We start from the raw sequence: 26,908 nt of genomic DNA on the forward strand, positions 1-26,908 counted from the left end.
GTCGCCGGCCCGGGGACCGGTCCGCCGAGGGCGCGGAGCGGCGCACGACTCGCCGGAGCACCCGTGAGCACTCCCGTGACGTCCCCGCTCCGAGGGTCGCTGCCCTCGGTCGTCGAACCCGCCGCCGTGATCGCGGCGGCCCACCTGGTGCGCAGCCGGGCCCGCCGGGCGCGCGAACGGGCCCGGCAGGTCCGCGCGGAGGCGGACGGCGCGCGCACCACGGCCACGCTCCTGCGCACCCGCCCGGTGCCGGTAGGCGCACCCCCGCCCAACCGGGCGCTCGCCGTCCGCGGCACCCTGGGCGACCTGTGGGGAGCGGGCGACCCGCCGAGCCCCGACCCCTGGCTGACGCTCGTCGTCGACGCCCTGGCCCTGGACGACACGGCGGGCCGTGAGCACGGTCTCATCGTCCAGGGGGACGCGGTGGCGCGCGCCGAGGTGACCTCCGTGCTCGTCCTGGCCCTCGCCGCCCACCCGCTGCGGTCCGCGCTGCTCGACCGGCTGCCGGGCACCCTGCGGGCCGAGGTCCGGGCCCGCCTGGCGAGCGCCGAGGAGGTGTTCGGGGGCACCCCCACGGGTGCGGTGTGACCCGGGTCGAACACCGCGCCGTCGAACACCGCGCCTCGTCCCCGGAGACCCGGGCCGCTCGCGACGGGTGCTCCCGGCGACCGGTCGGCGGTCGCCGAGCGCCGCCTCGACTCCGCCCACGACGTCGTCCCCTCCAGCGGCGGCGCCGTCCTGGGGCTGCTGGGGTCCGGGGACGTCCTGCGGGTCGTGTGACCGGGCGCACGCGGTGTCCGCCGGTGATCGGGAGCAGAACGGCGTCGTCCGGTGTTGTGCAGGGGGCGAGACCCCCGGTGCAGGGCCAGGACCCTGCCGGCACCGCGCGCGGCGCTCGCCCCCCCGATGGTGACGACGACGGATGAGGCACGCATGACCCGTGATCTCCACGACCTGTGGACGATCGTCCGGACCCGACGCGACGACCCCCGCGCGGTGGACCCCCTGCCCGACCTGCACCGGCTCACGCCCGAGGACCTGCACGACGACGCCGTCCGCGCGGCGGTGGTCGTCGCGCTGCACGGTCTGGGCACCGACCGACTGACGGCCCTGCTCGACCTGCGCGACGACCTCGCGAGCGGGGTGGCGGACACCTGGGCCGACGCGTGGGCGCAGGAGGCCGTCTGACCCGCGGCGCTCACCCCCGCCGACCACGGCGGGGCGGGTGAGCGGGGCGGGTGAGCGGGGTGGGTGAGCGGGGTGGGTCCCCCCGCGGTGAGCACCACGACGCCCACCGCAGCACGACCGGCTGAGTACCACTCTTGACTCATTTGGGACAAAGGTGTGTCATCAGGGACATGGATGTCCCCTGCGTCGTCAAGCCCGGCGCAGACGACCTCTGACACCACCCGCACCACGCCTCGCACCACGTCCCGAGGAGTCCCCCCGTGCGCACCGTCTTCGAACGCCGCCCGGCCGACGCGTCGGCCGTCGCCCACTCCCTCGCCGGCACGCGGCAGGCCGTGTACTGGTGGGAGGACGTGCCCCGGACAACGTTCCCCCGCCTCGAGCACGTGCTGCACACCGACCTCGTCGTCGTCGGCGGCGGCTACACCGGGCTGTGGACCGCGGTCCGCGCCAAGGAGCGCGACCCCGGCACCCGGGTCGTCCTGCTCGAGGGCCAGCGGATCGGCTGGGCCGCGTCGGGTCGCAACGGGGGTTTCTGCGAGGCGAGCCTGACGCACGGCCACGGCAACGGCGCCGCCCGCTGGCCGCAGGACATGCCGACCCTCGACCGGCTCGGCGCGCAGAACCTCGACGACGTCGAACGCACCGTGCGGCGGTACGGGATGGACGTCGACCTCGAACGCACCGGACAGCTCAAGGTGGCGACCGAGGAGTACCAGCTCGAGGACCTGCTCACCGACGCCACCGGCGAGCAGCGGGTCGTCCTCGACGAGGCCGCGGTGCGCGCCGAGGTGAACTCCCCCACCTACCTCGGGGGTCTGTGGGAGAAGGACTCGACCCTGCTGGTCCACCCCGCCAAGCTCGCCGCCGAACTGGCCCGCGTGGCCGCCGGGCTCGGTGTCGAGATCTTCGAGGGCAGTCCCGTGACGGCCGTGCAGGAGGACGGTGGTGGCGTCGTGGTGCACACCGCGGCCGGCAGCGTGCACGCACGGCACGCCGTCCTGGGCACCAACGCCTTCCCCTCCCTGCTGCGCCGCAACACCTTGATGACCATCCCCGTGTACGACTACATCGTCGTCACCGAACCGCTGACCGACGCCCAGACGGCCACGATCGGGTGGGGTTCGCGGCAGGGGCTGAGCGACCTCGCGAACCAGTTCCACTACTACCGCCTCACCGCCGACAACCGGATCGTCTTCGGCGGGTACGACGCGATCTACCACTTCGGCCGCGGCATCGACGTCCGGCACGAGCGCCGGGACGAGACGTTCAGACGGCTGGCCGAGCACTTCTTCACGACGTTCCCGCAACTGGCCGGGGTCCGGTTCACGCACCGCTGGGCCGGGGTGATCGACACCAGCACCCGGTTCTGCGCGTTCTTCGGCACCGCCCACCACGGCCGCACCGCCTACGCGGCGGGGTTCACCGGCCTCGGGGTCGCCGCCACGCGGTTCGCGGGCGACACGATGCTCGACCTGCTGTCCGGGACCCGGACCGAGCGCACCGAACTGGCGATGGTGCGCCGGCGGCCGCTGCCCTTCCCGCCCGAACCCGTCGCGGCCGTCGGGGTGAACCTCACGCGGTGGTCCCTGCAGCGGGCCGACCACCGCACCGGGCAGCGCAACGTCCTGCTGCGCGCGCTGGACAAGGTCGGCCTGGGGTTCGCGTCGTGAACCCGGCGCGGGACTACTGAGCCGCCAGGTACGTCTCCTGCGGGACGGGTTCCAGCCACGTCACCGGGTTCGAACTACCCGCACCGTCGTCGGCCGACTCTTGGATCGCCAGGTGCGCCGCGAAGTGCTCGGCGGTGGCTCCGTGCCAGTGCTCCTCCCCCGGGGGGCACACGACGGTGTCCCCCGCGCGGGCCCGGACGACGGACCCGTCGCGGGTGCCCACCAGCGCGACCCCCTCGGTGACGTGCAGGACCTGGCCGAGCGGGTGGACGTGCCAGTACGTGCGGGCGCCCGGGGTGAAGCGGACGTGCGCGACGCCGAGCCGCGAGGGTTCGACGCCGGTGGCCAGCGGGGTCATGAGGACGGTGCCGGTGAAGGTGGCCGTCGGCGACTGCGTGGGGGCGGGGGTGTTGAGCTGCACGGGGTCTCCTCCGTCGGTCCGGGTGCGGGTCGTCGTCGTGGTCAGGGGCGGAGCAGGACCTTGGTGGCGCGACGCTCGTCCATGGCCCGGTAGCCTTCGGCGGCCTCCTCGAGCGGGAGTTCGAGGTCGAAGACCCTGCCCGGGTCGATCTCCCGCTTCCAGATGCGGTCGATGAGGTCGGGCAGGAAGCGCCGCACGGGGGCCGGGCCGCCGTGCAGGTGGACGTGCGTCATGAAGATGTCGTCACCGGTGATCGTCACGTCGTGCAGCACCCCGACGAACCCCACGTGACCGCCCGCGCGGGTGGACCCGATCGCCTGGTGCATCGACTCGTGGGTCCCCACGGCCTCCACGACGGAGTGCGCGCCGAGCCCGCCGGTGAGTTCCCTGACCCGCGCGATCCCCTCCTCGCCCCGTTCTTCGACGACGTCGGTCGCGCCGAACTCGCGCGCCAGGGCCTGCCGGTCGGCGTGCCTGCTGAACGCGATGATCCGTTCGGCACCGAGCTGCTTGGCCGCGAGCACCGCGCACAGCCCCACGGCGCCGTCACCGACCACGGCGACCGTCTTGCCCGGACCGGCCTCGGCCGCGACGGCCCCGAACCAGCCCGTGCCCAGGACGTCGGAGGCCGCGAGCAGGCTGGGCACGAGATCGGCGTCGGGCATCCCCGGCGTGGCGACGAGGGTCCCGTCGGCCAGCGGGATCCGCGCGTACTCCGCCTGGGCCCCCTCGGGGGCGCCGGGCTGCCGGTGGACGCACCCGGTCTGGTAGCCCGACCGGCAGATCTCGCACGTGCCGTCGGAGGCGAAGAACGACCCGACGACGAACTGGCCGACCTCGACGTCGCGGACGGCGGACCCGACCTCCTCGACGACGCCGCAGTACTCGTGGCCCATCGGCTGCGGCCGGATGATCTCGTCGGCGCCGCGGTAGGGCCACAGATCGGACCCGCAGATGCAGGTGGCGGCCAGCCGGACGATCGCGTCGGTGGGTTCGACGATCCGGGGGCGTTCGACGTCCTCGACCCGGACGTCGCGGGGGGCGTGCATGACGACCTTGCGCACAGGAGCTCCTTCGACGTGGTTGTCCACCGATCAAAACCCACGGGGGCGGCCGCCGCGAGCCACCAGCGGTGCCCTGTCGAGGGGTGCACTGCCGGTACACCCATCAGCCGGAACTCCCTCGACCTCCGGCGAGCGCCTACCGTCGGGGGCATGGACAACCGCGCCGAGGTCAGGGACTTCCTCACCACCCGCCGGGCCAAGGTGACCCCCGCCGCCGCGGGGCTGCCCGACGTCGGCCGCCGGCGCGTCCCCGGGCTGCGCCGGGCGGAGGCCGCGGCGCTGGCCGGCATCAGCGTCGAGTACTACGCGAAGCTGGAACGCGGCGCGCTGGCCGGGGTCTCGGCCTCGGTGCTGGAGTCCCTCGCCCGCGCCCTGCGCCTGGACGACGCCGAACGCACCCACCTGTTCGACCTGGCCAGCACCGCCGACGGCACGAGCGCGCTGGCCCGCCCGCGGCGGCGCTCGACGACGAAGTGGGTCCCCCGCCCGGCCCTGCAGTGGCTGCTGGACGCGTACACCTCCCCGGCGATCGTTCGCAACGGGCGCATGGACCTGCTGGCCGTCAACGCGCTGGGCGCGGCGATGCACTCGGCCCTGTACGCCTCCCTCGACGCCGCCGGGGGCGGGAGGTGGCCGAACTTCGCCCGGTTCACGTTCCTCGACGACGACGCCCACCGGTTCTACCCGGACTGGGAGACGGCGGCCGCGACGTGCGTCTCGATCCTGCGCACCGAAGCCGGCCGCGACCCCCACGACAAGGGGATGCACGACCTCGTCGGCGAACTGTCCACGCGCAGCCCGCAGTTCCGCGGCCTGTGGAACTCCCACGACGTCCGGCTGCACGGCGCCGGGACGAAGCAGTTCCACCACACGCAGGTCGGGAACCTCGACCTGGCCTACGAGTCGCTGGAGGTGGTCGCCGAACCCGGTCTGACCCTCACCCTGTACTCGGCCGAACCGGCCAGCCCCACCGCCCAGGCGTTGACGCTCCTCGCCTCCTGGGCGACCACCCCCGTCTCCTGAACGGAGTTCCCCGTGACCACCGCGCCCGCCGACGCTCCGGAGCCGGTTCCCGCCGCCCTCATCGGCACCGTCGTGCTCCTGACCGGCATCGCCCCGCTGGCCACCGACATGTACGTCCCCGCGTTCCCGGACGTCGCCCGCGACCTCGGCACGTCGGCCACCGCCGTGCAGCTGACGTTGACCACGTTCTTCGTCGGCATGGCCCTGGGGCAGTTGGTGGGCGGCCCGTCCTCCGACCAGCGGGGCCGGCGCAGGCCGCTGCTCGGGGCCGTCGCCGTGGTCCTGCTCGCCTCGGTGGCGTGCGCGCTCGCACCGACCATCGCGACCATGGCGGTGGCCCGCTGCGTGCAGGGTTTCGCCGGCGGGTGGGCCATGGTCATCGGCCGCGCCGTCGTCGTCGACCTCGCGCGCGGCCCGCAGCTGGTGCGTTCCCTCAACCTCGTCCAGGGGGTCGGCGGGATCGCGCCGGTCGTGGCGCCCCTGCTCGGTGGCGCGATCCTGCAGTTCTCCACTTGGCGCGCGCCGTTCTGGGCCCTCGCGGTCATCACCGTCGTCACGGGCGTCGCCGTCTGGGCGATCGTCCCCGAGACCCTGCCGGTCCCCGAGCGTCACGCGGGCGGGTTGCGGACCTTCACCGCCGCGGCCCGCGAGATCCTGGGCAACCGGGACTACGTCGGTCACGTGCTGGTGTGCGCGGGGGTGGTGGTCGCGCTGTTCGCCTACGTCGCGACGTCGGCGTTCGTCCTGCGCTCCATGAACGGGTTGTCCCCGATCGCCTACTCGGCCTCCTTCGCCGCCAACGCAGGCGGCATGACCGTCGCGGCCCTCCTCGCGGCGCGGCTCGCCGGGCGTGTCCGGACCCGCACGGTCGTCCTGGCCGGGCAGCTGCTGGCGCTGGTCGCCGGGCTGACCATGCTCGCCGGGGCGCTCTGGCTGGGAACACCGCTGGTCCTGGCCCTCGGCTGCTTCTTCGCACTCATGGTGGCGGTCGGGCTGGTGCTGGGCAACGCCGGGGCTCTGGCGAACGACGCGGTCCCCCACCACCCGGGGACCGGTTCGGCGGTGCTCGGGCTGGTGCAGTGGGGAACCGCCGGGCTGGCCGCGCCCGTGGCCGGCCTGGGCGGGGAGCACTCGGCCGTTCCGGTGGCGCTGCTCATGACGCTCGGAGCCGCCGCCTCCCTCACCGCCCTCCTGGCCGTGGCCCGTCCGGCGGCGCTCACCACCGGAGCCGGGTTCAGAGGTCGAGCGCGGACGGCTCGCCGGGTCGCCGGTACTTGCTCGTGACGAACGCCCGCTGACGACGCAGGCGCGCCGCCAGCCCGGCCTGCACCTCGCGCCGCAGCGCGAGCACCTCCTGCTCCAGCAGCGCGGCCGTGGCGCGGGCGTCGTCCAGCACCGGACCCTCGACGTCCGAGACCTGCCCGAGGGTGTCGGCCAGGTCGACGAGTTCGGAGCGGACCGCCTCGAGCCGGTGCTCGGCCAGCGCCCGCTCGGGCCACGTCACCTCGGCCGGCGGGAGGTGGGTGGACGCCGCCAGGTCGTCGACCCGGGCGAGCTGACGGCGCAGGTCGTCGGGGGCGTGGGCGACGAGGCCCAGGTCGGGACGTGCGGGCTGCGCCCCCGCAGCCGCGGCGACGGCGGCCGCCGGGGCCTGGGCGGAACGCCCCCGGCCCGCCCGTCGCAACGCGGCGTCCACCACGGGCAGGTGCCGCACCGCCACCAGCCGGGACCGGACCGCGTCGTGGCGCGCCAGCACGACGGCGAGCAGCGCCAGGAGCACCACCAGGAGCACCACCAAGGGCAGTGGCCCCAGGGCGGGGAACCCGTGCTCGTGCCGGTCCGCGAACCGACCGGCGAACGCCCCGTGATCGTGGCCCACGGCCCTCATCTCCTCTGCTCCCCGAACGGTGGGGACTGCTCTACCGCCCCCGGCTGAGGACCGGCTGTGGATCGGCGGTCCCGACGGGAACGTGCTTCCACAGGAGGTGCTCAGCCCCTCTCAGGTCACCTTCAACGGTTCTCGCCGATGGTTGTCGGCAGGCCCGTGCGACGGGCCGCGAGAACCCCTGAGGTGATGACGTGAGCGTGGTGCTCCCTCCTTCCGCCCGACCCGGACCGGCCGCCCCGGCCCCGGCCCCGGCCCGCGGTCCCCGGTGGCCTTCCCGGGCCCGCCGCGACGCGACCGTCCGCGCGCTGGCCGGTGCTGCGCTGTGGGGTTCCCTGCTGCTGGTGACCTGCTGGTGGACCACGGACCGAGGCGTCCAGGACCTGGGGACGTGGAGCTCGGCGCTGACGTCGCTGGGCCGGCTCTCCGGGCTGGTCGCCTCGGTGCTGCTGCTCGCGCAGGTGGTCCTCATGGCCCGGGTGCCGGTGCTGGAGGCCGCCTTCGGCCAGGACCGGCTCGCCCGGGTCCACCGCTGGGTCGGGTTCTGCTCCTTCGACCTGGTGCTCGCCCACGTCGTGACCATCACGTGGGGCTACGCCGCCGGGGAACTCACGCAGGTCCCGGCCACCGCGTGGGACCTCGTCGTGGACTACCCCGGCGTGCTCCTGGCCGCGGCCGGCACCGCGGCCCTGGTCGCCGTCGTCGTCACGAGCGTCAAGGCCGCCCGCCGCAGGATCCGGTACGAGTCGTGGCACCTGATCCACCTGTACGCCTACCTCGGGGTGGGACTCGCGCTGCCGCACCAGTTGTGGACGGGTACCGAGTTCACGGCCTCCCCCACCCGCACGGTCTTCTGGTGGACCCTGTGGGGCGCCGCCGCCGGTGCCGTCCTCGTCTGGCGGATCGGCCTGCCCGTCGTCCGGAACGCCCGGCACCGGCTGCGGGTGGCGGGGGTCGTCACCGAGGCGCCGGGCGTCGTCTCCGTCCACCTCACGGGTCGCGACCTGGACCGGATGCCGGTGCAGGCCGGGCAGTTCCTGGGGTTCCGGTTCCTCGACGGACCGGGGTGGACCCGGAACCACCCCTACTCCCTGTCGGCCGCGCCGACCCGTCACGGGTTGCGGATCACCGTCCGCACCGACGGCGACGGCGGCCGTCGCCTGGCCACCGTCCGCCCCGGGACCCGCGTGCTCGTCGAAGGGCCGTACGGACGCCTGTCGGCCCGCGCCCGCACGAGCCCGAAGGTCACCCTCATCGGCGCCGGGGTCGGGATCACCCCGCTGCGGGCCCTGGCCGAGCAGTTGACCTACGTTCCCGGGCAGGCCGTCGTCCTGCACCGCCACCGCGACCGGCCCCTGTTCGCCGCGGAGTTCGACGCCCTCGCCGCCACCCGCGGTCTGCGGGTCGTGAACCTGCCCGGCCAGCGCCGCGGCGAGGGGTCGTGGCTGGGTTCGGGAACGCCCCCCGTCGACGACGTCACCGCCCTGCGCTGGCTGGTGCCGGACGTCGCCGAGCACGACGTGTACGTCTGCGGCCCCGCGGGGTGGGCGCAGGACGTCCGCGCCGCAGTCCTGGGCGCCGGTGTTCCCGCCGAGCGCCTCCACGTCGAGGAGTTCGGATGGTGAACGACCGTGACCGGTGACCAGAACCCCGGCGCGCTGCCGGCCGGCAGCGCCTTCGGGACCCCGACCGGCGTGGGTGGCTCGACGCGGCGCATCGTCGTCGCCGGCATGAGCACCCTCACCGTCCTCGTGCTCCTGTTCGGCTACCACACGTCCACGGAAGGGGTTGCGGCGCAGGCCGTCACCTCCTCCATCAGCGTCGGGGGTCCCGCCGGGACGAACGGTTCCGGCACCACCGGTTCCGGCACCACCGGTTCCGGCACCTCGTCCACGGTCACCGGTTCCTCGGTCGACACGCGCTGGGGTCCGGTGCAGGTCGCCGTGACGATCACCGACGGCAGGATCACGAACGTGGACGTCGTGCAGTACCCGGACGGCAACGGCCGCGACCAGGAGATCAACGCGCGCGCCCTGCCGGTCCTGGTCCAGGAGACCCTCAGCGCGCAGAGCGCGGACGTCGACATGGTCTCCGGGGCCACCGTCACCAGCACCGGCTACGTCCAGTCGCTGCAGAGCGCCCTGGACCAGGTGTCGGGGTGACCTCGCGGTGACCTCGCCGTGAACACCGTCCGGCGCGTCGAGCAGGTCATGGGTTTCCCGCTCAGCCTCGCCGTCCGCGGTCGGCACGCCGGCGACCGCCGGGGCCTCGACGCGTGGGCCGCGGTGGTCGCCGCCCTGCGCGAGGCCGACCGCGACTTCAGCACCTACCGCCCCGACTCCTGGATCAGCCGCCTGGGCCGCGGCGAGGTCGACGAGCATGACTGCCCCGCACCGGTGCGCGAGGTGCTGGCCCTCGCCGACCGCGCGCGCCGGGAGTCCGGCGGCGCGTTCGACGTCCGCCGCCGCGACCGCGACGGGAACCCCCTGCTGGACACGAACGGGGTCGTGAAGGGCTGGGCGCTGGAACGCGCGGCGGCGGCGTTGCGCGACCTGCCGGACACCGACTTCTGCCTGTCCGGGGGCGGCGACATGACGTGCCGCACCGCGGGGGACCGCCCCGCGTGGCGCATCGGCGTCGAGGACCCGCGGGACACCACGAGGCTGCTCGCGACGGTGGAACTGCGGGACGGGGCGATCGCCACGTCGGGGACCGCCCACCGCGGGCAGCACCTCGTGGACGCCCGCACCGGCCGGGCTCCCGCGCGCGTCGCCCAGGTCACCGTCCTGGCCGACTCGCTGACGTGGGCCGACCTCGACGCGACCGCCGCCTACGCGCGCGGGGGCGACGCGGCGCGGTGGCTGGGTTCGCGGCCCGGGCGGACGGGTCTGGTGGTGTGGGAGGACGGGACCACGCAGACCGTCACCGGCGGGGCGGCCTGACGGCGAACGGGGTCACAGCGGTTCCAGCCCTCCCCGCCGCCACGCCCGCCCGGCGGTGCCGCCCGGGAGGCGGGTGGTGGCCGCCGGGTCTGGCCGCCGCACCGGTCGGGCTGCCATCCTCGTCGTCGTGCAGCACGCCTTCGGAGTGCCGGTCCCGGAGACCCTGACCGAGATGTGCGCCGCCGGGACCAGCGCGGTGCTGGTCTACGACGCCCAGGTCGGCATCCTCGCCCACGTCCGGGAGCGCGAGACGCTCACCGCCCGCACCGGTGAGGTGCTGACCGCCGCCCGGGCCGCGGGGGTCCCGGTGCTGTACGTGCGGCACGTGTCCCTGCCGCCCTCGCACCTGGGGGTGGCCGGGCTGCGCACGGCGATGGCCTGGCAGCGGGTGCCGCAGGCCGCCGACGTCGTGGCCCCCTTCCCGCCCGCGGCGCCCCAGACCCAGCTGGTCGCCGAGCTCGCCCCGGTCGGGGCCGAGCCGGTGTTCGACGAGCTGGGCATGTCGGCGTTCGTGGGCACCCCCCTGGAGGCGGTGCTGCGGGACCGGGGCGTGAGCACCCTGGTGCTGGTGGGGGCGGTGCTGGAGATCGGCGTCGAGCCCACGGCCCGGCACGCCGCGGACCTCGGGTTCCTGCCGGTCGTGGTCGAGGACGCCTGCGGGGTGGTGGACGCCGACGCGGCCCGGCGTTCGCTGCAGGCCCTGGACTACACCTTCAGCTGCTACCGCGGCACGGCCGCGCAGGTCGTGGCCGCCTTCGGCGCCTGAGCCACCCGCGGAGCGGGCCGGGTCACTGCGGCGCTGGGATCGTCAGTGCCTGCAGCCGCGGGTCGGTCGCGATGGCCCTCAGGGCATCCGCCGTGGCCGGTGAGTCCGGCGGGTAGACGCTGTCGACGGGGATGTCGGGAGCGGCGATGGAGGCGACCACGCCGATCTTCCGGCCATCGGGGAGGTCCAACGCCGCGAACGGCTCGACCGGACGGGCGGGCTCGGGCATCGACCCCAGCTGCACGAGGGTCTGCCTCGTACCGACGGTCAGGAAGCTGCCGTCGGCCAGCGTCTGCTGGAAGCAGGAGGCGCTCTCGTGGCACAGCGCGTCCGCGTCGATCGGTTCCCTCGCAGCGTCCCGACTCACCTCGATCTGGAGGGTGACCGCCGGTGAGGTGGCGGTGCTGGTCGCCTTCCAGTTCACGTTCGTGGAGGAAGTCAACCGCCAGCCTTCGACGCTGCTGCCGGCGGACCAGCCCGGCAGGTGAGCTTCGACGACGGTGTCCACGGTGTCGGCGGCCGCGGCGGTCACTGCGGGGTCGACCTGCACCTCGCCGTGCTCGAGGGTCTTCAGCGGTGTCGGGGCAGGCTCGGATCGACCCAGGACGGGACCGGCCACGGACAGGCCCAGGGGCGCCGGTTCCAGCAGGTGCACCCCGCCCACGGCCCCTGCGGTCAGCAGGACAGCGGCCAGGGAGCCGACGCCCCAGCGGGTGCGGCGTTGCCGGCGCAGCCTGCTGCGGCCGCGGCCGGTGGCTTCGGCGATGAAGGCGCAGGAGTCGTGCACGGGTCCGGCGGCGGCGTGCAGGTCGGCGCGCAGGGCGGCGGAGAAGGGGTCGTGGGTCTCGGTGTTCACGAGCGGGTCCAATCCACGAGGGACGCAGCGGAGGAGGGGGTGCCCGGACGCGACGGGTCCGGCGGGGGCCGGTGCTCGACCGCGCGGTCGGGCAGGGTCCGGCGCAACCGGGCCAGGGCCCGTGAGGCTTGGCTCTTGACGGTGCCGACGCTGATGTCGAGCAGGTCGGCGACCTGCTCGTCGCTGCGGTCGTCGAGGTAGCGCAGGACGATCACCGCGCGTTGGCGTGGTGGCAGGGGGCGCAGGACCGCGAGCAGGTCGGCGCGCTGTTCGAGGTCCACCAGCGGCTGGGAGGGTTCGGCCCCGGCGAGGTGGTCGTCGACGTCGCGGACGGCTTCGTGGCGGTGGGCGCGGCTGCGCCGGCGTGAGGTGGCGGCGTTGGCCAGAGCACGGCGGGCGTAGGCGCCGGGATCCTGGATGCGGGGCCAGCGGGCGTACATCTTGGCGTAGACGTCCTGGAGGAGGTCTTCACCGACGTGGAAGTCGCCGGCCAGCAGTCGGGCGATGCGCCGCAGCTGCGGAGTCGCCTCGTGCGCCCAGGAGGTGAAGTGCTCTTCCCGGTTCATGTCGTCCACACTGCCCTGACGCCAGAACCTCGGGATCCGGTTGCACGCCGGGTCGTCGCACCCGGGCAGGTGGTCGGGCTGCGCCTCGTCCGCTCTCACCGCGGTTCCCGGGGTCGCTGATCTCGGAGTCGACGAGGTCCCGGCCCTGCTCTCCCGTCGGGTCCGTGGGACCGGAGAGGAGTTCTTCGACGTCGGTCCAGGTGCGCCAGGACCGCGTGGTGGCGGGAACGAGGTCGAAGGCTCGTCGGCGCAGCTCGCGGAGGCCGACGACGGTCGTGGAGTCGAAGCAGCGCTCGCGCGACGGCCCGTCGTGGTCGCGTCGTGACAGGGGTTGACGACGCCGCGGGAACCGCCTCGCCTGAGCGCGCTGCGTCAGCGGGATGACCGCGAGGTCCGGTGCGAGGTGCCGGGCATGCTGACCGGATGGGTCAGAGGGTGTCGCGCAACCGGGTGCACGGTGACCGCCTGTGGGACGACGGCGGCCGGGTCTGGCGTCGTTCGCCGGGCTCGTGGTTGAGTGCCGCCGAGGTCGATGAGCTCGTCGGAGCCGGGCACGCGGTGGTGGTCCACGGCTTCGGGGGGCCGATGCGGTGGCTGACCCCGCCGGCGACGGGTCAGGAGTGGGCTCGAACGCGGGAGCACTTCCTGCAGCCGGGCGGCGGCGACGGTGCTGCGGTGCCGGATGCGCGGGGGCACGTCTACGCGGGGATCGCGTGGCGTCGCGAGGGTCGGGTGCTGGTGGGGCTGCAGGAGGGTTGCTGAGCCACCACGACAGCGGCGCGACCGTGCGTCCGTCCTGGCACAGTGGTCCGGTGTTCAGCCACCTCGGACGGCGACGGGACCGCCGGCGCGCCGAGCGGGCAGCACGGGCGTTCTACGGCGACTGCCCGCGCTGCCGCCACGACCGGCGCGGACACGACCCCGCCGAGGGCTGCGGCGACTGCCTGTACGGGATCGGGCACGAGGACCCCGACGCCCCACCCGGCCCTGCCGCGCCGCAGCCCCCGGCTCCACGTACGCGGCCGGTGCACCGCTGAGCCCACCCGTCACCGGAGAGCCGGCGGCCCTGCCGGAGTGGATCGTGCAGCGCCGTGCCCGCACGGGAACGGTGACCACCGGCCGGTGGGCCGGCGACACGCTGCACGTCGAACCCGACGACGAGGACCCGCAGGGCTGGCACCTGTACTCGTCCGGTGCCGGACACGGCTGGGACGCGTGGGCGGACGACGGCGACTGCCTGCAGCAGTGGCTGGCCGACCCCGACCACGGGTTCCGTCTGGACGAGGAGAGGGCCTGACCCCGACGGGAGGGTGACCGTGTGCGCGGCCTGCGGATCTCACAGGGGCAGGTCGACCCGGCGCCCGGTGCCGATGTCCTCAGCGTCGTCGCTGCTCACGACGGCGTAGGTCCCGCGGGGAACGCCGTCGCGGGTCGCGATGCGGGACGCGCCCCGGAGCAACCGCTCCTCGGCTCCGCCGGTGATGAAGAAGACGTACTCGTCGTCGATCTCCTCACCGTCGTCGTGGACCTCCAGGTCGCCGGCCTCCTCCAGCTCGGCCAGGTGGTCCTCGACCTCCTCGATCCAGGGGTAGGGGTAGTCGTCGTCCGTGACGGTGGGGGCCGGGGTGAGGGGGACGTGGATCTCCACGACGAGCTGCGACATGCGGACACAGTGGCAGGCGGGGACGACACGACGGGCGCCGCGGGACGATCGTGACCCGCGCCGCGGGGTGACAGCGACGTCTGCGAACCCGCCCGCACCGGGCGGGCCGGGGGGCAGGATCGGCAGCGTGAGCGACGAGACGTTCGATCTCGAGTCGGTGCGCCGCTTCGTCAGCCGGCAGGCTCGTCGTGCCCGCGCCACCCGCTCCTCAGCCGTGGAAGACGTCCCCGGACTCCGCCGCGTGCGGTCGCAGCACCTGGAGGACGGCTGGATGCACCTGATCTTCGACGGCTGGGACTTCACGGCCGCCGCCGAGATCGCGGACCTCGTCCTGGAACCGGACGCCGCGACGTTCCTCGCGCTCGGACCGGTGAGCGTCTTCGACGGGTTCGCACCGGTCGACGAAGGAGGGGCGGGGGTGCCGGCGCTCGTGCGCTCGGACCCACCTCCGCAGCTCGAGGAGTCGGTGGACGAGCCTCGTTGAGGCGTGCTCGCGACGTGCCGCGCCGAGGAAGTGCTGCGGCACAACCCGTCCGCGGTTCGTGAGCGGGTCGGAACGTGCTGCTCCAGCGGGCGGGCGCCGGGCTTCAGGGGCAGTTCGGCTCCGCTACCACCCCCGGCTCCTGCCCCGCGCACGGACCCGCGGTGCGCCACAACCGGACCGCGAACTGGGTGTTGAACCGCCCCTCGGGGTCGCGCCACTGCGCACCGAGGAGTTCGTCGACGCGGTCGAGGCGCTGGCGGACGGTGTTGGTGTGCACGTGCAGCGCGGCGGCCGCGGGCGCGAGCAGTTCACCGCCGGCGAAGTAGTGCCACAGGGTCTCGGTGAGCTGGGTCCCGCGCCGGGCGTCGTAGTCGACGACGGGACCGAGGAACCTGTCGACGAGGGACCGTGCGGTGTCGCCGCTGTGGTCGCGGACCACGGCCCCGGCCGGGCCGACGGCGGCGAAGTCCGCGTGGCCGCTCGTCCAGCCCAGGGCCCGGGCGGAGGCGGCCAGCCGGGACGCCTCCTCGTGGCTGCGGCGCACGTCGTGGGGGTTCCCGCTGACGGCGGTGGCCGACCCGATGGGCGCCGCGAGCCCGGCCGCGGCCAGCGCGTCCCCCAGCCGGGCGGCGAGCGCCGCCACGCCGGTGCCGGCACCCGTGTCGTCGCCGTCGACGTGGGCGAGCAGGCAGAGGTGACGGCCGTGGGCGGAGAGCAGGACGCCGGTGCCGGGGATCGCGCCGCGCAGGGCCTGCGCGGCGCGGCGGACCCGGGCGGCGGGCACGTCGACGACGAGGACGGCCACGGGGGTTCCGAGGTGCAGGCCGTAGTGGGCCAGCCGGCCGGCCAGGGTGGGCCGCGCTGGGGCGCGGGCGTCCAGGAGTTCCTCCACGAGCGTCGTCTGGGCGCTCTCGTCGGCTTCGGCCAGGGCGCGTTCGACGAGCAGGGCGACGCTGAGGAACCCGGCGGTGTGGGAGACCAGCCGGATGCTCTCGGCGTCGGGTTCGGGCAGGAGCAGGGTGGCGAGGTGCTCGCCGACGGCGGTGACGGCCAGCACGGCGTGGGTGCCGTCGACGGTGTGCGCGACGGTCACCCCGCCGCCCTGGTGCGAGGTCCGCACGGCGGCCCGCAGCCGCCAGTCGTCGAGGGCCTCGGCGCCGAGGAGTTCGCGGCCCAGCAGGAGGGCGCCGGCGGGGTCGAGCAGCGCCAGGGGCCGCCCGACGGTCTCCTCGAGGACGGCGAGGACGCCCGCGGCGGTGACCATCCCGACCATGGCCCCCGTCAGCCGTTCGTCGAGCGTGAGCAGGTCCTGCAGCTGGCGGCGTTCGTCGGCGGCGCCCTCGGGGTCGAACTGCGCGTCCCGGTCCCCGCGCAGGCGCGCGATCTCCTCCCCGCGGCGGGTCTGCTCGAGGGCCACGGCGGCCTGCACCGACATCTGCTCCAGGGCCTCGCGCGCCCGGGCCCCGAGGGTTCGGGGGCTGCGGTGGGCGACCACGAGGGCCCCGACGACCCGGCCGCCCAGCCGCATGGGTGCCCCGGCGATGGCGCGGACCCCCTCCCCGCGGACGACGGCGTCGATCGCGGGCAGGTGGTGCAGGTGGGCGTCGGCGAGGTAGTCGGTGGTGTGGACGGTGGTCGCGCCGGCGGCGGCGCTGCCGAGGACGCCCGTGCCGAAGGGCATGCGGATGGCGCGGTACTGCGCCGTCCGCACCCCCTCGGTGAGTTCGACGTACGTGGTGCCCGAGCCGAGGTCGTTGAGGCTCAGGTAGGCCATGTCGGCGCCGAGGAGGTCGCGGGTGCGACGCAGGACCGCACCGAGGACGACGTCGCGGGCCCCGACGTTGGCGAGGTCGACGGCGGTGTCGCTGATGGTGCGCAGCAGGACGTCGGTCGCCGGTTCGTCGAACGGCCTGGCCTCATCGCTCACGGCGCGATCGTAGGGCGGTGGCGGGGCGGCGGGGTGGCTGTCCGGGACACGATCGGGGGTGTGGTTGAGGCTTCGGCAGACATGGTGGTCGCCGGGGCGCGCTGGGAACACTGACGGTTCCGGCTGACGATCATCGAGGAGGCTGCCGTGGCCGACATGAAGCTGCACGTCCTGTCCACCGGTGTGATGGAGACCGACCTGACGTGGCTGCTGCTCAAGGGCGGGCGCACCATCCGGGACCGGCACCACAAGGACGACCCGGTGGTGTGGGGGAAGTGCCCCACCCACGCGGTGCTGATCGAGCACCCCGAGGGGCGGATCCTGTGGGACACCGGAGTCCCGCGCGACTGGGAGCAGCGGTGGGCCCCGACGGGGTTCCACGACTTCTTCCCCGTGTCCGAACCCACCGACGGGCCCGGGTACCTGGACAGTTCCCTCGCCGAGCTGGAACTGACCCCCGACGACATCGACGTGCTGATCCTGTCGCACCTGCACTTCGACCACGCGGCGAACGCGAAGACGTTCCAGAACGGCAGGACCCGGATCATCGCCAACAGCGCCGAGATCGAGGGTGCCCGGGCGATCACGGGGTACTCCGCGGGCGCGCACATCGTCAGCGACTACGCGGGCCTGGACCTCGAGGCGGTCAGCGGGGACACCGAGATCGTGCCCGGCGTGAGCGTCATCGAAACCCCCGGTCACACGTGGGGGACGATGTCCCTGCAGGTGGACCTGCCGCAGGAGGGGACGAAGATCTTCACCTCCGACGCGGTGTACCTGGCGGACAGCTACGGGCCGCCCGCCGTGGGTGCGGCGATCGTGTGGGACAACCTGCGCTGGCTGGAGTCGGTCGAGAAACTGCGCCGCATCGCCGACCGCACGGGTGCCGAACTCGTCTTCGGGCACGACGCCGACCAGGCCGAGGGGCTGCGCTACGCCCCCGACGGCCACTACCTCTAGGAGTTCCACGTGGTCATCCACGACGTGGTGTGCGGCGCCGGTCACCGGCGCGAGGTGGTACTGCGCTCGATGCACGACAGCGTGCCGGACTGCGCGGTGTGCGGGGCGGGCGTGCGCAAGCTGCCGAGCCGGCTGAACATCGGCGGGGCGGCCGACACGGGGCCGTCCCGGGAGGCGATGCCCCGCAGCTGGCGGGGCGTGCGCGGCGGTGACGCCGAGACGGTCCGGCACTGGCACGGGCTGGCGGAGAAGAGGGAGAAGCTGGAGGAGAAGCACCCCGAGCTCGGCGGGGACCGCCGCCCCGTCCTGGCCCACGAGGGGATCTTCCGCGACCGCCCGTTGCGCGCCGGCGACGACATCGGCCGGGCCGTCGGCGACGCCCTGGCCCGCGCGAAGGGTTCCGGCGCGTGAGGATCCGTGGTGCGGTGCTGGAGGAGATCGGACGGCCCCGGCCCTACGCGACGTCGAAGCCGCTGACGGTGTGCGACCTGGAACTCGACGACCCGGGTCCCACGGAACTGCTGGTGCGCATCGAGGCCGCAGGGGTCTGCCACTCCGACCTGTCGGTCGTCGACGGGAACCGCGTCCGTCCCGTGCCCATGCTGCTGGGTCACGAGGCGGCGGGGATCGTCGAGCACGTCGGGTCCGAGGTCCCCGGCGGTGTGGCCGTCGGGGACCGGGTGGTGATGACGTTCCTGCCGCGGTGCGGACAGTGCGCGAACTGCGCGACCGACGGTCGGTTGCCGTGCAGCGTCGGGACGGCGGCCAACACCGCCGGGACCCTGCTCGGCGGGTCCCGGCTGCACCGCGACGGGGTTCCCGTGAAGCACCACCTGGGGGTTTCGGCGTTCGCGACGCACGCGGTCGTGGACCACCGCTCGGTGGTCGTCGTCGAACCGGACGTCCCCCCGGAGGTCGCCGCGGTGCTGGGGTGCGCCGTGCTCACCGGTGGTGGCGCGGTGCTGAACGCGGCCCGGCCCGCCCCCGGGGAGTCCGTGGCGGTCGTGGGCCTGGGCGGCGTCGGGATGGCGGCGCTGCTGACCGCGCTGTCGGTGGCGGCCGGACCCGTCATCGGGGTGGACGCGTTGCCCGAGAAGCTCGAGCGCGCACGCGAACTCGGGGCCCACGAGGTGTACACCCCCGCGCAGGCCCTGGAGGCGGGGGTGAGGGCGAACTGCGTCGTGGAGGCCGCCGGCCACCCGCGGGCGTTCGAGACGGCCGTCGCGCTGACCGCCCCGGGCGGTTCCACCACGACGGTCGGCCTGCCGGCTCCCGACGCACAGGCGACCATCACCCCGCTGGGGTTGACGGCCGAGGCGCGGACCATCCAGGGCAGTTACCTGGGGTCGGCCGTCCCTTCCCGGGACGTCCCGCGGTTCGCGCAGCTGTGGCGCGAGGGGCGGTTGCCGGTGGGCGAGCTCGTCTCGGCCCGCACGACGCTGGAGGGCGTCAACGAGGCGATGGACACGCTCGCGGAGGGTCGCGCCGTCCGTCAGGTCATCGTGTTCTGAGAGGGGCCCCGGCCGCGGCCGGCTCCGTGGAGCCGGCCGCCACGTCCACCCGCCGTGCCCGGTGAGGGCGGGCACGCCCCCCGACGACGGCGATCAGGGTCGGAAGGCGGCACCGGGGTGGACGGCGGGCAGACGGCGGGTGCCCTGCAGCTGCTCGCGCAGGGTCATCCCTTCGGGGGCCGCGTACCGACCACGCTCGCGCAGGTGGGGCAGCACGAAGTCGACGACGTCCTGCAGGGAGGCGATGTCGAAGACGGGTTCGATCATCACCCCGTCGAGGTCGGTGGCGTCGACGAGTTCCTCGATCGCCGTCGCGACCTCCTCGCCGCTGCCGGTGAGGGGGAACCCTCGGGTACCCCGCCCCTTGAGCTGGTCGAGGATCTGGCGGACGGTCGGGGCGTCCGGGCCGAGGAAGCGCTCGATGTTGCTGACGCCCATCTGCCCCGCCCGGGAACCCTCCCGGGAGAACACCTGGTCGATGGTGCCGTCGGGGTCCAGCGACAGCAGGTCGACGCCCGTGTTGCCCGCGTAGTACGCGGCGGCGAACTCGTCGGTCTGCAGCGCGTCGAACTCTGCCCGCTGCCGGTGCGCCTCTTCCGACGTCGCCGCGGTGACGGTGGTGACGCCGACGAAGAGCTTCAGCGACTGCGGGTCGCGACCGTGCGCGGCGGCCCGGGCCCGGATGTCGGCGACGTTGCGGGCGGTGTGCTCGATCGTCGTGCCCTGCACGAACACGCACTCCGCGTACCGCGCGGCGAACTCCCGGCCCGCCTCCGAGGTCCCGGCCTGGAAGAGCACCGGGGAGGTCTGCGGGCCCGGCGGGGCGGTGTTCCAACCGGCGGAGCGGTAGTGCTCACCCTCGTGGACCACCCTGTGCAGCTTCGCCGGGTCGGCGAACTCGCCCTTCTCCCGGTCCAGGACGAGGCCACCGTCCTCCCAGCTGCCCTCCCAGTACCGCAGAGCGAGGTCGACGTACTCGCGGGCGATCTCGTAGCGGGTGTCGTGGGCGACCATCTCGCGGTGGCCCATCATCGCGGCGTGGGTGTCCTGAGAGGAGCCGGTCACGACGTTCCAGCCGATCCGGCCGCCCGTGAGGGTGTCGAGCGTCTGGAACTTGCGCACCGTGAACAGCGGGTGGTCCGCCCCGGTCACCGACGTGAGCACGAACCCGAGCCGCTGCGTCGCCGCGGCCATGCTCGGCACGAAGTAGCTCGCGTCGATGCCTGCCCCCATGCCCGAGCGGACCAGTTCGGTGGACAGTTCGCCGTTCACCGCGGGGTAGGTGAACGGCCCACCGGCGAAGAACAGGAAGTCGAAACCGGCCTCGTCCAGCAGCTGCGCCATCTCGACCCAGTGCTGCAGGGAACGCCACTCGGTCCCGCGGCTGCGCGGGTGGTTCCAGCTGAGCGTCCCGCCGACCTGCGGGCCGCCGACCTCGAAGACCCCGAAGCCGATGCGCTTCACGAGGCGGCCAGCCACGCGTCGACGGCGCCCTTGGAACGCTGCTTGACGTCGTCGGTCGCCGCGCTGCACTCGATCGAGCTCCACGCGCACGCGGCGAGCTGCTCGTCGCTCAGGCCGAGCACCGTCCGCGACAGCTCGTACTCCTCGAGCAGTCCGGGACCGAACAGGGTCGGGTCGTCGGCGTTGATCGAGCACCGCACCCCGGCGTCGAGCAGCTGCGGCAGCGGGTGCGCCTCCAGGGTCGGCACGACCCCCAGCTGCAGGTTCGAGGTGGGGCACACGTCGAGGCAGACACCGCGCTCGGCGATCTCCTCGAGGAGGGAGGGGTCCTCCACCGCGCGGACGCCGTGCAGGATCCGGTCGGCCTGGAGGGCGTCCAGCGCGCCGCGCACCGAGGACGGCCCGTCCAGCTCCCCCGCGTGCGGGGTCGACAGCAGGCCGGCGTCCTTGGCCACGGCGAAGCAGGCGGCGAACGGCCCGGGCGGGAACCCGCGCTCGTCGTTCGCCAGGCCCAGGCCCACGACGCCCCGGCCCGCGTACTTGGCGGCCAGCAGCGCCGTCTCCATCATCGCCTCGGGGTCGGCCATCCTGTTCAGCGTCGGCATGAACCCCACCGACACCCCGTGCTCCTGCGACGATTCCGCCGCCTGGTCGAGCAGGGCGCCCAGTGCCGCTTCGGCACTGCCGAACACGGCGGCGTGGTACAGCGGTGCCCCGCCGAACTCGACGTGCACCGCGCCGTCGGCGGCCGCGTCGGCCACGGCTTCGTCCAGGACGCGCAGGATGTTCTCCTTCACCCCGAAGACGGCGAGCAGCCCCTGGTAGAGCTGCCCGAACTCGGTGAAGTCGGTGAAACCCGACGTGACGGGCGTCGCGACGCCCGCCTCCAGAGCCAGTTCCTCCATGGTCGCCGGGCGCATCGCGGCTTCGAGGTGCAGGTGCAGGTGGGCCTTGGGCAGTGTGCGGAGATCGCGCACGGGTCCTCCGATCAGCGGGTGGTGAGCAGGGCGTCGGCGCGCCGGCGCGCCGCGGGGTGGGCGGCGGGCAGGTGCCGGTGGCCGAAGACGCGTTCGCGCAGCGAGACCCCGCGCTGTGCGGCGCCGAAGAGCCCACGGGCCCGCAGCGACGGCAGCACGTGCTCGACGACGTCGTCGACCGTCCCCGGCGTCAGGTGCGGTTCCAGCAGGAAGCCGTCGACGTCGGTGGCCGCCACGTAGTCGGCCATCCGGTCCGCCACGTCCCCGCCCGCGCCGACGAGGACCAGCCCGCGCAGGGCGCGCACCCGGAACTCGTCGAGGATCTCCCGCACGGTCGGCGGGCGGCTGCCGTCCAGGCCCCGGTAGCGGTCGATGTTGGACTGCCCCTGCTCCCCGACGGCGTCCACCAGCGTGGAGTCCGGGTCCAGGGCCAGCAGGTCGATGCCGGTGTTCGCCGCGTACCGGGCCGCCGCGCCCTCGACCGAGGACAGGTCGTCGAGCTCGTCCCAGCGCCGCTGGGCGACCTCGGCGGTCGCGCCGGTGAAGACGGACAACCCCACGACGATCCGGACGGCGTCGGGGGCACGGCCGTGGGCCACCGCGCGGGCGCGGATGTCGGCGACGGCCGCGGCGACCGCCTCCGGCGTGGTGCCCTGCAGGAACACGACCTCGGCGTGCCGGGCGGCGAACTCCCGGCCGCGGCCCGAACTGCCGGCCTGGAAGACCACCGGGGTGCGCTGCGGGGACGGTGGCGCGGGGTACCTGCCGTGGGCGCGGTGGAAGGGCCCGTCGTGCGCGATCCTGCCGACCTTGGCCGGGTCCGCCCACCGGCGCGTCGTCCGGTCGGCGAGCACGGCGTCGTCCTCCCACGACTCGAACAGCGAGTAGCTGAGGTCGAGGTAGTCGTCGGCCATGTCGTAGCGCTGGTCGTGCGGCGTGAGGGACCGCCCGAACATCGCCGCTGCGGACTCCTGCGCCGACCCGGTGACGACGTTCCAGCCCATCCGGCCCCGGCTGAGGTGGTCCAGCGTCGTGAACCGTCGCGCGTTGGCGTACGGGGTCTCGAACATCGTCGACGTCGTCGTCACCAGCCCGAGGTCGGTGGTCACCCCGGCCAGCGCCGACATCAGCACCAGCGGGTCGAGCCGCGCGAACGTGCCCTCCTCGATGCTGACCGGTGGGACCTCGCCCCCGATGGTCGCGTACCCGTAGGAGTCGGCGAGGAACAGGAAGTCGAACCCGCCCTCCTCGACCCGCCGGGCCAGCGACGTCCACATCGACAGGTCGGTGAACTCGACCTGGTGGTTCTCCGGGTGCGGCCAGCTCGCGCCCGACATCCCGTTCGGCCCGGCGACCTGGAAGACGCCCAGCAGCAGGTTCTTCACAGCCGCCGTCACAGGGTCGTCCCGTTCGCGTAGACCTCGTCGAGCAGGGTCATGTCGATGATCGAGTCGGCGTCGGGCAGGTCGGTGACCTGCGCGGCCCGCAGCGCGTCGTACATCTCCCCCGCCATGAGCGCGGGGTCCATGCGGAACATCCCGGCGGACCGCGTGAGGTCGGACTCGGTCAGCGGGATCTGCAGCTCGTTCTCCTGGACCTGCTGCTCGAGGTCCAGCCCGAGGTCGACGCCGTACTTCTCGACGGCGAGCTTCGCGGCGACCTCGGGGTCCTCCTCGTTGTCGGCCCAGCCCCTGACGCTGGCGCGCAGGAACTTCACGACGGTGTCGCGGTTGCCGTCCAGGAAGGCGCGCTGCCCGAAGATCAGGCTGGCGTACTGCGGGATCCCCATGGCGCTGTAGGGCGTCACGACGTAGTCGGACTCGGCCAGCCCGTAGGACTGCTCCAGGATGATGGGCTGGTTGGTCAGGTAGCAGGTGTAGGCGACGCCCTGCCCCTCGACGAGAGGGCCGGGGTCGTAGGCGGCCGTGACGAACTCGTAGTCCGGTTCCATGCCCGCGAGGCGGAACAGCGCGTCGATCGTGGGCTGGGTCCCTTCCTGCCCCAGGACCTTCTGCCCCTTCAGGTCGGCGGCCGAACGCACCGGCCGCGAGGCCAGCGACAGCAGCGATCCGGGCGCGTCCTGGAAGATCGATCCGACGACGACGAAGTCGTTGCCCTGCGGGATCGACTGCAGCAGCGACTGCTGACCGGCCGCGATGCCGAGGTCGGCGGAGTCGGCGGCGACGCTGGCCATGACGGTCGGCGCGTTCGGGCCGCCCTGCAGCCACTCGATGCTCAGGCCCTCCTCGGCGTAGTAGCCGGCGTCGTCCGCGCGCCACAACCCGGCCCACTCGACGTTCTTGATCCAGCCGAGCGCGACCCGCAGGGTCGTCGTCGTGCCGTCGGCCGCGGACGGCTGCGCCGCAGCGGGTTCACCGCTCTCCTGGCTGCAGGCGGCCAGGGTCGCGAGAGCACCGCCACCGGCGACCGCGCCGAGGACGGAGCGGCGGCGGAGGAGTTCGTGGGTCATCGGGAACCTTTCGCGAGTGGTTCAGGAGAATCGTGCGGTCACGCGGCGCTCGACGCCGCGGGCCAGGACGAAGGTGAGGATGGAGACGACGGTGGCCAGCAGCGCCGTCCCCCAGGCGCGCTCGAGGTCCAGGTAGCTGCGGGAGGTGCTGAACAGGTGCCCCAGCCCGCCGCTGCCCACCAGGTACTCGGCGAGCAGGGCCGCCAGGACCGCGCTCGGAGCGGTCAGCCGGAACGCGACCACGACGTTCGGGACCGCGTGCGGCAGGTGCAGCCGCAGCAGCGTCCGGACCCGGTTCGCGCCGAGCACCCCGAACAGGTCGCGGCCCGCCGCCGGGGTGGCGGCCAGACCGGAGAGGGTCAGCACGAACGCCGGGAAGAACGAGACGACGACGATGATGACGAGGATGGAGGAGTCCCCGTACCCGGCGACGCGGGCGATGATCGGGACCATGGCCGTCACCGGTACCGACCGCAGCACCAGGGCCGCGGGGGTGACGACGCCCGCGACCGCGGCCGACGACCAGACCGCGATCGCCGCCAGGACGCCGACGGCCATGCCCAGCACGAGTCCGACGACCGAGGTCCCCAGGGTCCGCAGGAGGTCCCCGGCGTACGCCCCGGGGTTCCCGGCGATGTCGGCGAGCACCAGCCCGGGGCGCGGGGCGACGACGGTGGTGTACCCGTTGAGCACGATCCACAGGTCCCAGCCGACGAAGACGGCCAGGACCGGCCAGTAGTGGGCCAGGGCGGTCAGGACGCGGCGCATCAGGCGACCCTCCGCACCGCGACGCGCTGCACGGCCGTGGTGAGGCCGTAGGCGAGGAGGGAGAGGACCGTCGCGCAGGCGGCGGCCGACCACAGCAGGTTCACCTGGAAGTTCTGCATGGCGCTGACGATGAGGACGCCGAGCCCGCGCGGGGCGCCGAACCACTCCCCGATCGTCGCGCCCAGCACCGCCGCGGGAGCCGCCAGGGTCAGGCCGTCGAGGACCGTCGGCACCGACTTCGGCAGCTGCAACCGCAGGAGGCGGCGCAACCGGTTGGCGCCGAGGACGTCGAAGACGTCGTCGTGGGTGGACCGCGCCCCCGCCAGGCCCAGGCCGGAGCTGAACGCGACGAACATCACGAAACCCGCGCCGAGGCCGGCGACGACCGTGGGCGTCGTCTCGCGGCCGACCGTGGTGATGAGCAGCGGGGCCAGGGCGATGACCGGGACTGCGTGCAGCAGAGCCGCGAGCCGGTCCAGGCCCGGGCGCAGCGGGGGCAGCAGCAGACCGACGCAGGCGGCCAGCGCGGCGACGACCACTCCCGCGACGAGGCCGCGGGCGGCGGAGGTGAGCGTCGTCTGCGCGGCGCGCACCACGGTGGCCCGGCGGTCCGGGTCGGCCAGGTAGGAGGCGACCTCCGTCAGCGGCGGCCAGCTGGGGCCGGCGATCCCGGTGCGGCCCACGAGCTCGGCGCCCGCGAGCAGCACGACGACGCCGGTGCCGGCCAGGACCGCGCGCCGGGCGGAGCCGGTCACGCGGGAACGCTCTCGGCGTCGAGCAGACCGGTGAGCAGGTCGACGGCGTCGTGGAACTCGGGAGTGCGGGTGATCTCGGCCTCGCGGGGCCGGGCGAAGGTCACGTCGTGGACGTGCCGCACCCGCCCGGGGCGTCCGGTCATGACGACGACGCGGTCGGCCAGGAACAACGCCTCGTCGACGTCGTGGGTGACCAGGATCGTCGTGATGCGCTGCTCGGCCCAGATGCGCGCGAGTTCGCGGTTCATGCGGCGCCGGGTGACGGCGTCGAGGGCGCCGAACGGCTCGTCCAGCAGCAGCACGTCCGGGCCGAGCACGAGCGCCCGCGCGATCGCCACCCGCTGCCGCATGCCGCCGGACAACTGCCGCGGCCGCGCGTTCTCGAAACCCTTCAGCCCGACGAGCTCGACGAGTTCGTCGACGCGCGCGGAGTCGACCGGCCGACCCGCGAGCCGGTAGGGCAGCGCGACGTTGTTCCGGACGCTCGACCACGGCAGCAGCGCGTGCTCCTGGAAAGCCACTCCGAGCCGGTGCGACTTCGCCAGTTCCCTGGGTCGCCTGCCCTCCACCGCAACGCTTCCGGTGGTGGGTTCGTCGAGACCGGCGACCATGCGCAGGACCGTGGACTTCCCGCAGCCCGACGGCCCGACGACGGCGACGAACTCGCCCTCGCCGACGCTCAGGTCGAGTTCGGACAAGGCCGTGACCTCGCGGCCGCGGGACAACGGGAACGACTTCGAGACACCGGTCAGGGAAACCGCGGAGGTTCTCGAGACCGCCAACTCATCGGGCACGGTGGTCGGGGCGTTCCGGGACATGCGACTCCTCGGTGGGGCGAGGTGGGGGGGCGCGCGTGCTGCCGGAGCGGTGGCGGACCGCCCCGTGAACTGTTCAGTTCAACCTAGGACGGTCTCGTTTCATCGGTGTTAAGACTGCGGAGCGACCGTGTTGCGCCCCGCCAGCTCCCTGACCAGTCGACCGGCGGCCGCGTCGTGCACCGCGGTCAGCTCGTCACGGTCGGCACCCGCCAGCAGGGCCAGCTGCAGACCGCGCCACAACGCGACGATCTCCAGCCCCGCCCGCCGCGCGCCGGACGCCTCGACGCCCCGCGCGAGCAGTTCGTCCGCGAGCTCGGTCGGCCAGCCCGTCAAGGCCATCCGGTCGAGGTACCCGGCGTTCTCGGCCGGGTCGCGCAGCGCCGAGCCGTACCGCTCGAAGAACAACCGCAGGAACGGGAGGTTCGCGGGTTCGGTGATGTCCAGCCAGGCCTTCCCGAGACCGGTGCACAGGTCGGGTTCGACGTGCACGTGACCCAGGGCCTGCGCGACCGCCGGGAAGCTGCGGACCGCACGCTGGCACGCCTCGTCGAGGAGGTCCTCCTTGCCGCCGAAGTAGTAGAGCAGCATCCGGTTGTTGGACCCGACCGCGCGGGCGATCCCGCTCAGGCTCTGCCCGCTGGTCCCGTGGGCCAGGACGTGCTCCGCCACGAGGTCGAGCAGGCGGTCCCGCTCCGCACTCCCACTCACCCCGGCATCGTCCCATCCC

29 protein-coding genes are annotated in these 26,908 nt (G+C 74.0%); 14 read left to right on the forward strand and 15 right to left on the reverse strand.

Features of this window, described 5'->3' with window-relative positions:
• Nucleotides 1–63 precede the first annotated feature (63 nt).
• From CLV37_RS23720 to CLV37_RS23730, 3 genes are all read left to right on the forward strand, one after another.
• Complete coding sequence (locus tag CLV37_RS23720) at nt 64–588, forward strand: hypothetical protein (protein WP_146149560.1); 525 nt, start codon at nt 64–66, stop codon at nt 586–588.
• Nucleotides 589–933: 345 nt separating this feature from the next.
• Entirely contained in the window at nt 934–1,188 is a 255-nt protein-coding gene (locus CLV37_RS23725) for a hypothetical protein (RefSeq protein ID WP_106215200.1), read from the forward strand.
• Between the two features lie 260 nt (nt 1,189–1,448).
• On the forward strand, nt 1,449–2,861 hold the full coding sequence (locus CLV37_RS23730; protein WP_106215202.1) for an NAD(P)/FAD-dependent oxidoreductase: 1,413 nt from the start codon (nt 1,449–1,451) through the stop codon (nt 2,859–2,861).
• A gap of 13 nt (nt 2,862–2,874) precedes the next feature.
• On the opposite strand, the gene CLV37_RS23735 is transcribed toward CLV37_RS23730, so the two are convergent.
• Complete coding sequence (locus CLV37_RS23735; RefSeq protein WP_211298901.1) at nt 2,875–3,282, reverse strand: (R)-mandelonitrile lyase; 408 nt, start codon at nt 3,280–3,282, stop codon at nt 2,875–2,877.
• 41 nt (nt 3,283–3,323) lie between these two features.
• Nucleotides 3,324–4,346, reverse strand: coding sequence for a zinc-dependent alcohol dehydrogenase family protein (locus CLV37_RS23740; RefSeq protein ID WP_106215204.1), 1,023 nt, complete (start codon nt 4,344–4,346; stop codon nt 3,324–3,326).
• 150 nt (nt 4,347–4,496) lie between these two features.
• Between CLV37_RS23740 and CLV37_RS23745 the strand changes: the two genes are divergently transcribed.
• The gene (locus CLV37_RS23745) at nt 4,497–5,369 is read left to right on the forward strand and encodes a helix-turn-helix transcriptional regulator (RefSeq protein ID WP_106215206.1); all 873 of its coding nucleotides are present in this window, start codon (nt 4,497–4,499) and stop codon (nt 5,367–5,369) included.
• 12 nt (nt 5,370–5,381) lie between these two features.
• A complete protein-coding gene (locus CLV37_RS23750; protein WP_211298902.1) occupies nt 5,382–6,653 on the forward strand; it encodes a multidrug effflux MFS transporter in 1,272 nt (423 codons plus the stop codon).
• Here CLV37_RS23750 and CLV37_RS23755 read toward each other — a convergent pair.
• Nucleotides 6,604–7,248 (reverse strand): hypothetical protein, encoded by a 645-nt coding sequence (locus CLV37_RS23755; protein ID WP_106215208.1) that lies wholly within the window; start codon nt 7,246–7,248, stop codon nt 6,604–6,606. The genes CLV37_RS23750 and CLV37_RS23755 overlap by 50 nt on opposite strands.
• A gap of 200 nt (nt 7,249–7,448) precedes the next feature.
• Between CLV37_RS23755 and CLV37_RS23760 the strand changes: the two genes are divergently transcribed.
• The 4 genes from CLV37_RS23760 to CLV37_RS23775 all read left to right on the forward strand — a co-directional run bounded on the left by CLV37_RS23760 (nt 7,449) and on the right by CLV37_RS23775 (nt 10,962).
• A complete protein-coding gene (locus CLV37_RS23760; protein WP_211298903.1) occupies nt 7,449–8,879 on the forward strand; it encodes a ferredoxin reductase family protein in 1,431 nt (476 codons plus the stop codon).
• Between the two features lie 105 nt (nt 8,880–8,984).
• Nucleotides 8,985–9,416: an FMN-binding protein gene (locus CLV37_RS23765; RefSeq protein WP_106215313.1), complete on the forward strand. Its 432-nt coding sequence runs from the start codon at nt 8,985–8,987 to the stop codon at nt 9,414–9,416.
• Nucleotides 9,417–9,434: 18 nt separating this feature from the next.
• Entirely contained in the window at nt 9,435–10,196 is a 762-nt protein-coding gene (locus CLV37_RS23770; protein WP_211298905.1) for an FAD:protein FMN transferase, read from the forward strand.
• A gap of 76 nt (nt 10,197–10,272) precedes the next feature.
• A complete protein-coding gene (locus tag CLV37_RS23775; RefSeq protein WP_170127469.1) occupies nt 10,273–10,962 on the forward strand; it encodes a cysteine hydrolase family protein in 690 nt (229 codons plus the stop codon).
• 22 nt (nt 10,963–10,984) lie between these two features.
• Here the strand turns inward: CLV37_RS23775 and CLV37_RS23780 are convergent, their stop codons facing one another.
• Together CLV37_RS23780 and CLV37_RS23785 are read right to left on the reverse strand one after the other, a co-directional pair.
• Nucleotides 10,985–11,818 carry a hypothetical protein gene (locus CLV37_RS23780; RefSeq protein WP_106215212.1) on the reverse strand — a complete coding sequence of 278 codons (834 nt, stop codon included), beginning with the start codon at nt 11,816–11,818 and terminating at the stop codon, nt 10,985–10,987.
• Nucleotides 11,815–12,384, reverse strand: coding sequence for a SigE family RNA polymerase sigma factor (locus CLV37_RS23785; protein WP_106215315.1), 570 nt, complete (start codon nt 12,382–12,384; stop codon nt 11,815–11,817). Before CLV37_RS23785 ends, CLV37_RS23780 begins: the two co-directional genes overlap by 4 nt.
• A 1,081-nt stretch (nt 12,385–13,465) precedes the next feature.
• On the opposite strand from CLV37_RS23785, the gene CLV37_RS23795 reads away from it, so the two are divergent.
• The gene (locus CLV37_RS23795) at nt 13,466–13,681 is read left to right on the forward strand and encodes a hypothetical protein (RefSeq protein WP_146149562.1); all 216 of its coding nucleotides are present in this window, start codon (nt 13,466–13,468) and stop codon (nt 13,679–13,681) included.
• A gap of 39 nt (nt 13,682–13,720) precedes the next feature.
• Here CLV37_RS23795 and CLV37_RS23800 read toward each other — a convergent pair whose 3' ends face one another.
• Nucleotides 13,721–14,047 carry a hypothetical protein gene (locus CLV37_RS23800; RefSeq protein WP_106215218.1) on the reverse strand — a complete coding sequence of 109 codons (327 nt, stop codon included), beginning with the start codon at nt 14,045–14,047 and terminating at the stop codon, nt 13,721–13,723.
• Nucleotides 14,048–14,174: 127 nt separating this feature from the next.
• Between CLV37_RS23800 and CLV37_RS23805 the strand changes: the two genes are divergently transcribed.
• Nucleotides 14,175–14,531 (forward strand): hypothetical protein, encoded by a 357-nt coding sequence (locus CLV37_RS23805; protein ID WP_106215220.1) that lies wholly within the window; start codon nt 14,175–14,177, stop codon nt 14,529–14,531.
• 103 nt (nt 14,532–14,634) lie between these two features.
• Here CLV37_RS23805 and CLV37_RS27170 read toward each other — a convergent pair whose 3' ends face one another.
• On the reverse strand, nt 14,635–16,458 hold the full coding sequence (locus CLV37_RS27170; RefSeq protein WP_170127470.1) for a helix-turn-helix domain-containing protein: 1,824 nt from the start codon (nt 16,456–16,458) through the stop codon (nt 14,635–14,637).
• Nucleotides 16,459–16,614: 156 nt separating this feature from the next.
• Between CLV37_RS27170 and CLV37_RS23820 the strand changes: the two genes are divergently transcribed.
• From CLV37_RS23820 to CLV37_RS23830, 3 genes are read left to right on the forward strand one after another with little or no spacing between them, the layout of a single operon-like run.
• Nucleotides 16,615–17,418: an N-acyl homoserine lactonase family protein gene (locus CLV37_RS23820; RefSeq protein ID WP_106215317.1), complete on the forward strand. Its 804-nt coding sequence runs from the start codon at nt 16,615–16,617 to the stop codon at nt 17,416–17,418.
• Between the two features lie 9 nt (nt 17,419–17,427).
• Nucleotides 17,428–17,829, forward strand: coding sequence for an FmdB family zinc ribbon protein (locus tag CLV37_RS23825; protein ID WP_106215222.1), 402 nt, complete (start codon nt 17,428–17,430; stop codon nt 17,827–17,829).
• Entirely contained in the window at nt 17,826–18,929 is a 1,104-nt protein-coding gene (locus CLV37_RS23830) for an alcohol dehydrogenase catalytic domain-containing protein (RefSeq protein WP_106215224.1), read from the forward strand. Before CLV37_RS23825 ends, CLV37_RS23830 begins: the two co-directional genes overlap by 4 nt.
• A gap of 93 nt (nt 18,930–19,022) precedes the next feature.
• On the opposite strand, the gene CLV37_RS23835 is transcribed toward CLV37_RS23830, so the two are convergent.
• From CLV37_RS23835 to CLV37_RS23870, 8 genes are all read right to left on the reverse strand, one after another.
• Nucleotides 19,023–20,408, reverse strand: a complete 1,386-nt coding sequence (locus CLV37_RS23835) for an NtaA/DmoA family FMN-dependent monooxygenase (protein WP_170127471.1) — start codon at nt 20,406–20,408, stop codon at nt 19,023–19,025.
• Nucleotides 20,390–21,370 (reverse strand): adenosine deaminase, encoded by a 981-nt coding sequence (gene add / locus CLV37_RS23840; RefSeq protein ID WP_106215228.1) that lies wholly within the window; start codon nt 21,368–21,370, stop codon nt 20,390–20,392. The genes CLV37_RS23835 and add overlap by 19 nt, the downstream gene beginning before the upstream one ends.
• 11 nt (nt 21,371–21,381) lie before the next feature.
• Nucleotides 21,382–22,767: an NtaA/DmoA family FMN-dependent monooxygenase gene (locus tag CLV37_RS23845; protein ID WP_170127472.1), complete on the reverse strand. Its 1,386-nt coding sequence runs from the start codon at nt 22,765–22,767 to the stop codon at nt 21,382–21,384.
• A complete protein-coding gene (locus CLV37_RS23850; RefSeq protein ID WP_106215232.1) occupies nt 22,764–23,840 on the reverse strand; it encodes an ABC transporter substrate-binding protein in 1,077 nt (358 codons plus the stop codon). Before CLV37_RS23850 ends, CLV37_RS23845 begins: the two co-directional genes overlap by 4 nt.
• A gap of 21 nt (nt 23,841–23,861) precedes the next feature.
• A complete protein-coding gene (locus tag CLV37_RS23855) occupies nt 23,862–24,608 on the reverse strand; it encodes an ABC transporter permease (RefSeq protein ID WP_106215234.1) in 747 nt (248 codons plus the stop codon).
• Nucleotides 24,608–25,363 carry an ABC transporter permease gene (locus CLV37_RS23860; protein ID WP_106215236.1) on the reverse strand — a complete coding sequence of 252 codons (756 nt, stop codon included), beginning with the start codon at nt 25,361–25,363 and terminating at the stop codon, nt 24,608–24,610. Before CLV37_RS23860 ends, CLV37_RS23855 begins: the two co-directional genes overlap by 1 nt.
• Nucleotides 25,360–26,181 (reverse strand): ABC transporter ATP-binding protein, encoded by an 822-nt coding sequence (locus tag CLV37_RS23865; RefSeq protein ID WP_106215238.1) that lies wholly within the window; start codon nt 26,179–26,181, stop codon nt 25,360–25,362. Before CLV37_RS23865 ends, CLV37_RS23860 begins: the two co-directional genes overlap by 4 nt.
• Before the next feature lie 108 nt (nt 26,182–26,289).
• Nucleotides 26,290–26,889, reverse strand: coding sequence for a TetR/AcrR family transcriptional regulator (locus CLV37_RS23870; RefSeq protein WP_106215240.1), 600 nt, complete (start codon nt 26,887–26,889; stop codon nt 26,290–26,292).
• Nucleotides 26,890–26,908 lie beyond the last annotated feature (19 nt).

Source organism: Kineococcus rhizosphaerae, from assembly GCF_003002055.1.
Lineage (GTDB): Bacteria > Actinomycetota > Actinomycetes > Actinomycetales > Kineococcaceae > Kineococcus > Kineococcus rhizosphaerae.

What these genes read in the sequence shown, in the direction of transcription:
- CLV37_RS23725 (WP_106215200.1), top strand. Translation starts at nt 934, where the DNA reads ATGACCCGTGATCTCCACGACCTGTGGACGATCGTCCGGACCCGACGC.
- CLV37_RS23745 (WP_106215206.1), top strand. Translation starts at nt 4,497, where the DNA reads ATGGACAACCGCGCCGAGGTCAGGGACTTCCTCACCACCCGCCGGGCC.
- CLV37_RS23765 (WP_106215313.1), top strand. Translation starts at nt 8,985, where the DNA reads ATGAGCACCCTCACCGTCCTCGTGCTCCTGTTCGGCTACCACACGTCC.
- CLV37_RS23785 (WP_106215315.1), bottom strand. Translation starts at nt 12,384, where the DNA reads ATGAACCGGGAAGAGCACTTCACCTCCTGGGCGCACGAGGCGACTCCG.
- CLV37_RS23800 (WP_106215218.1), bottom strand. Translation starts at nt 14,047, where the DNA reads ATGTCGCAGCTCGTCGTGGAGATCCACGTCCCCCTCACCCCGGCCCCC.
- CLV37_RS23820 (WP_106215317.1), top strand. Translation starts at nt 16,615, where the DNA reads ATGAAGCTGCACGTCCTGTCCACCGGTGTGATGGAGACCGACCTGACG.
- CLV37_RS23850 (WP_106215232.1), bottom strand. Translation starts at nt 23,840, where the DNA reads ATGACCCACGAACTCCTCCGCCGCCGCTCCGTCCTCGGCGCGGTCGCC.
- CLV37_RS23855 (WP_106215234.1), bottom strand. Translation starts at nt 24,608, where the DNA reads ATGCGCCGCGTCCTGACCGCCCTGGCCCACTACTGGCCGGTCCTGGCC.
- CLV37_RS23865 (WP_106215238.1), bottom strand. Translation starts at nt 26,181, where the DNA reads ATGTCCCGGAACGCCCCGACCACCGTGCCCGATGAGTTGGCGGTCTCG.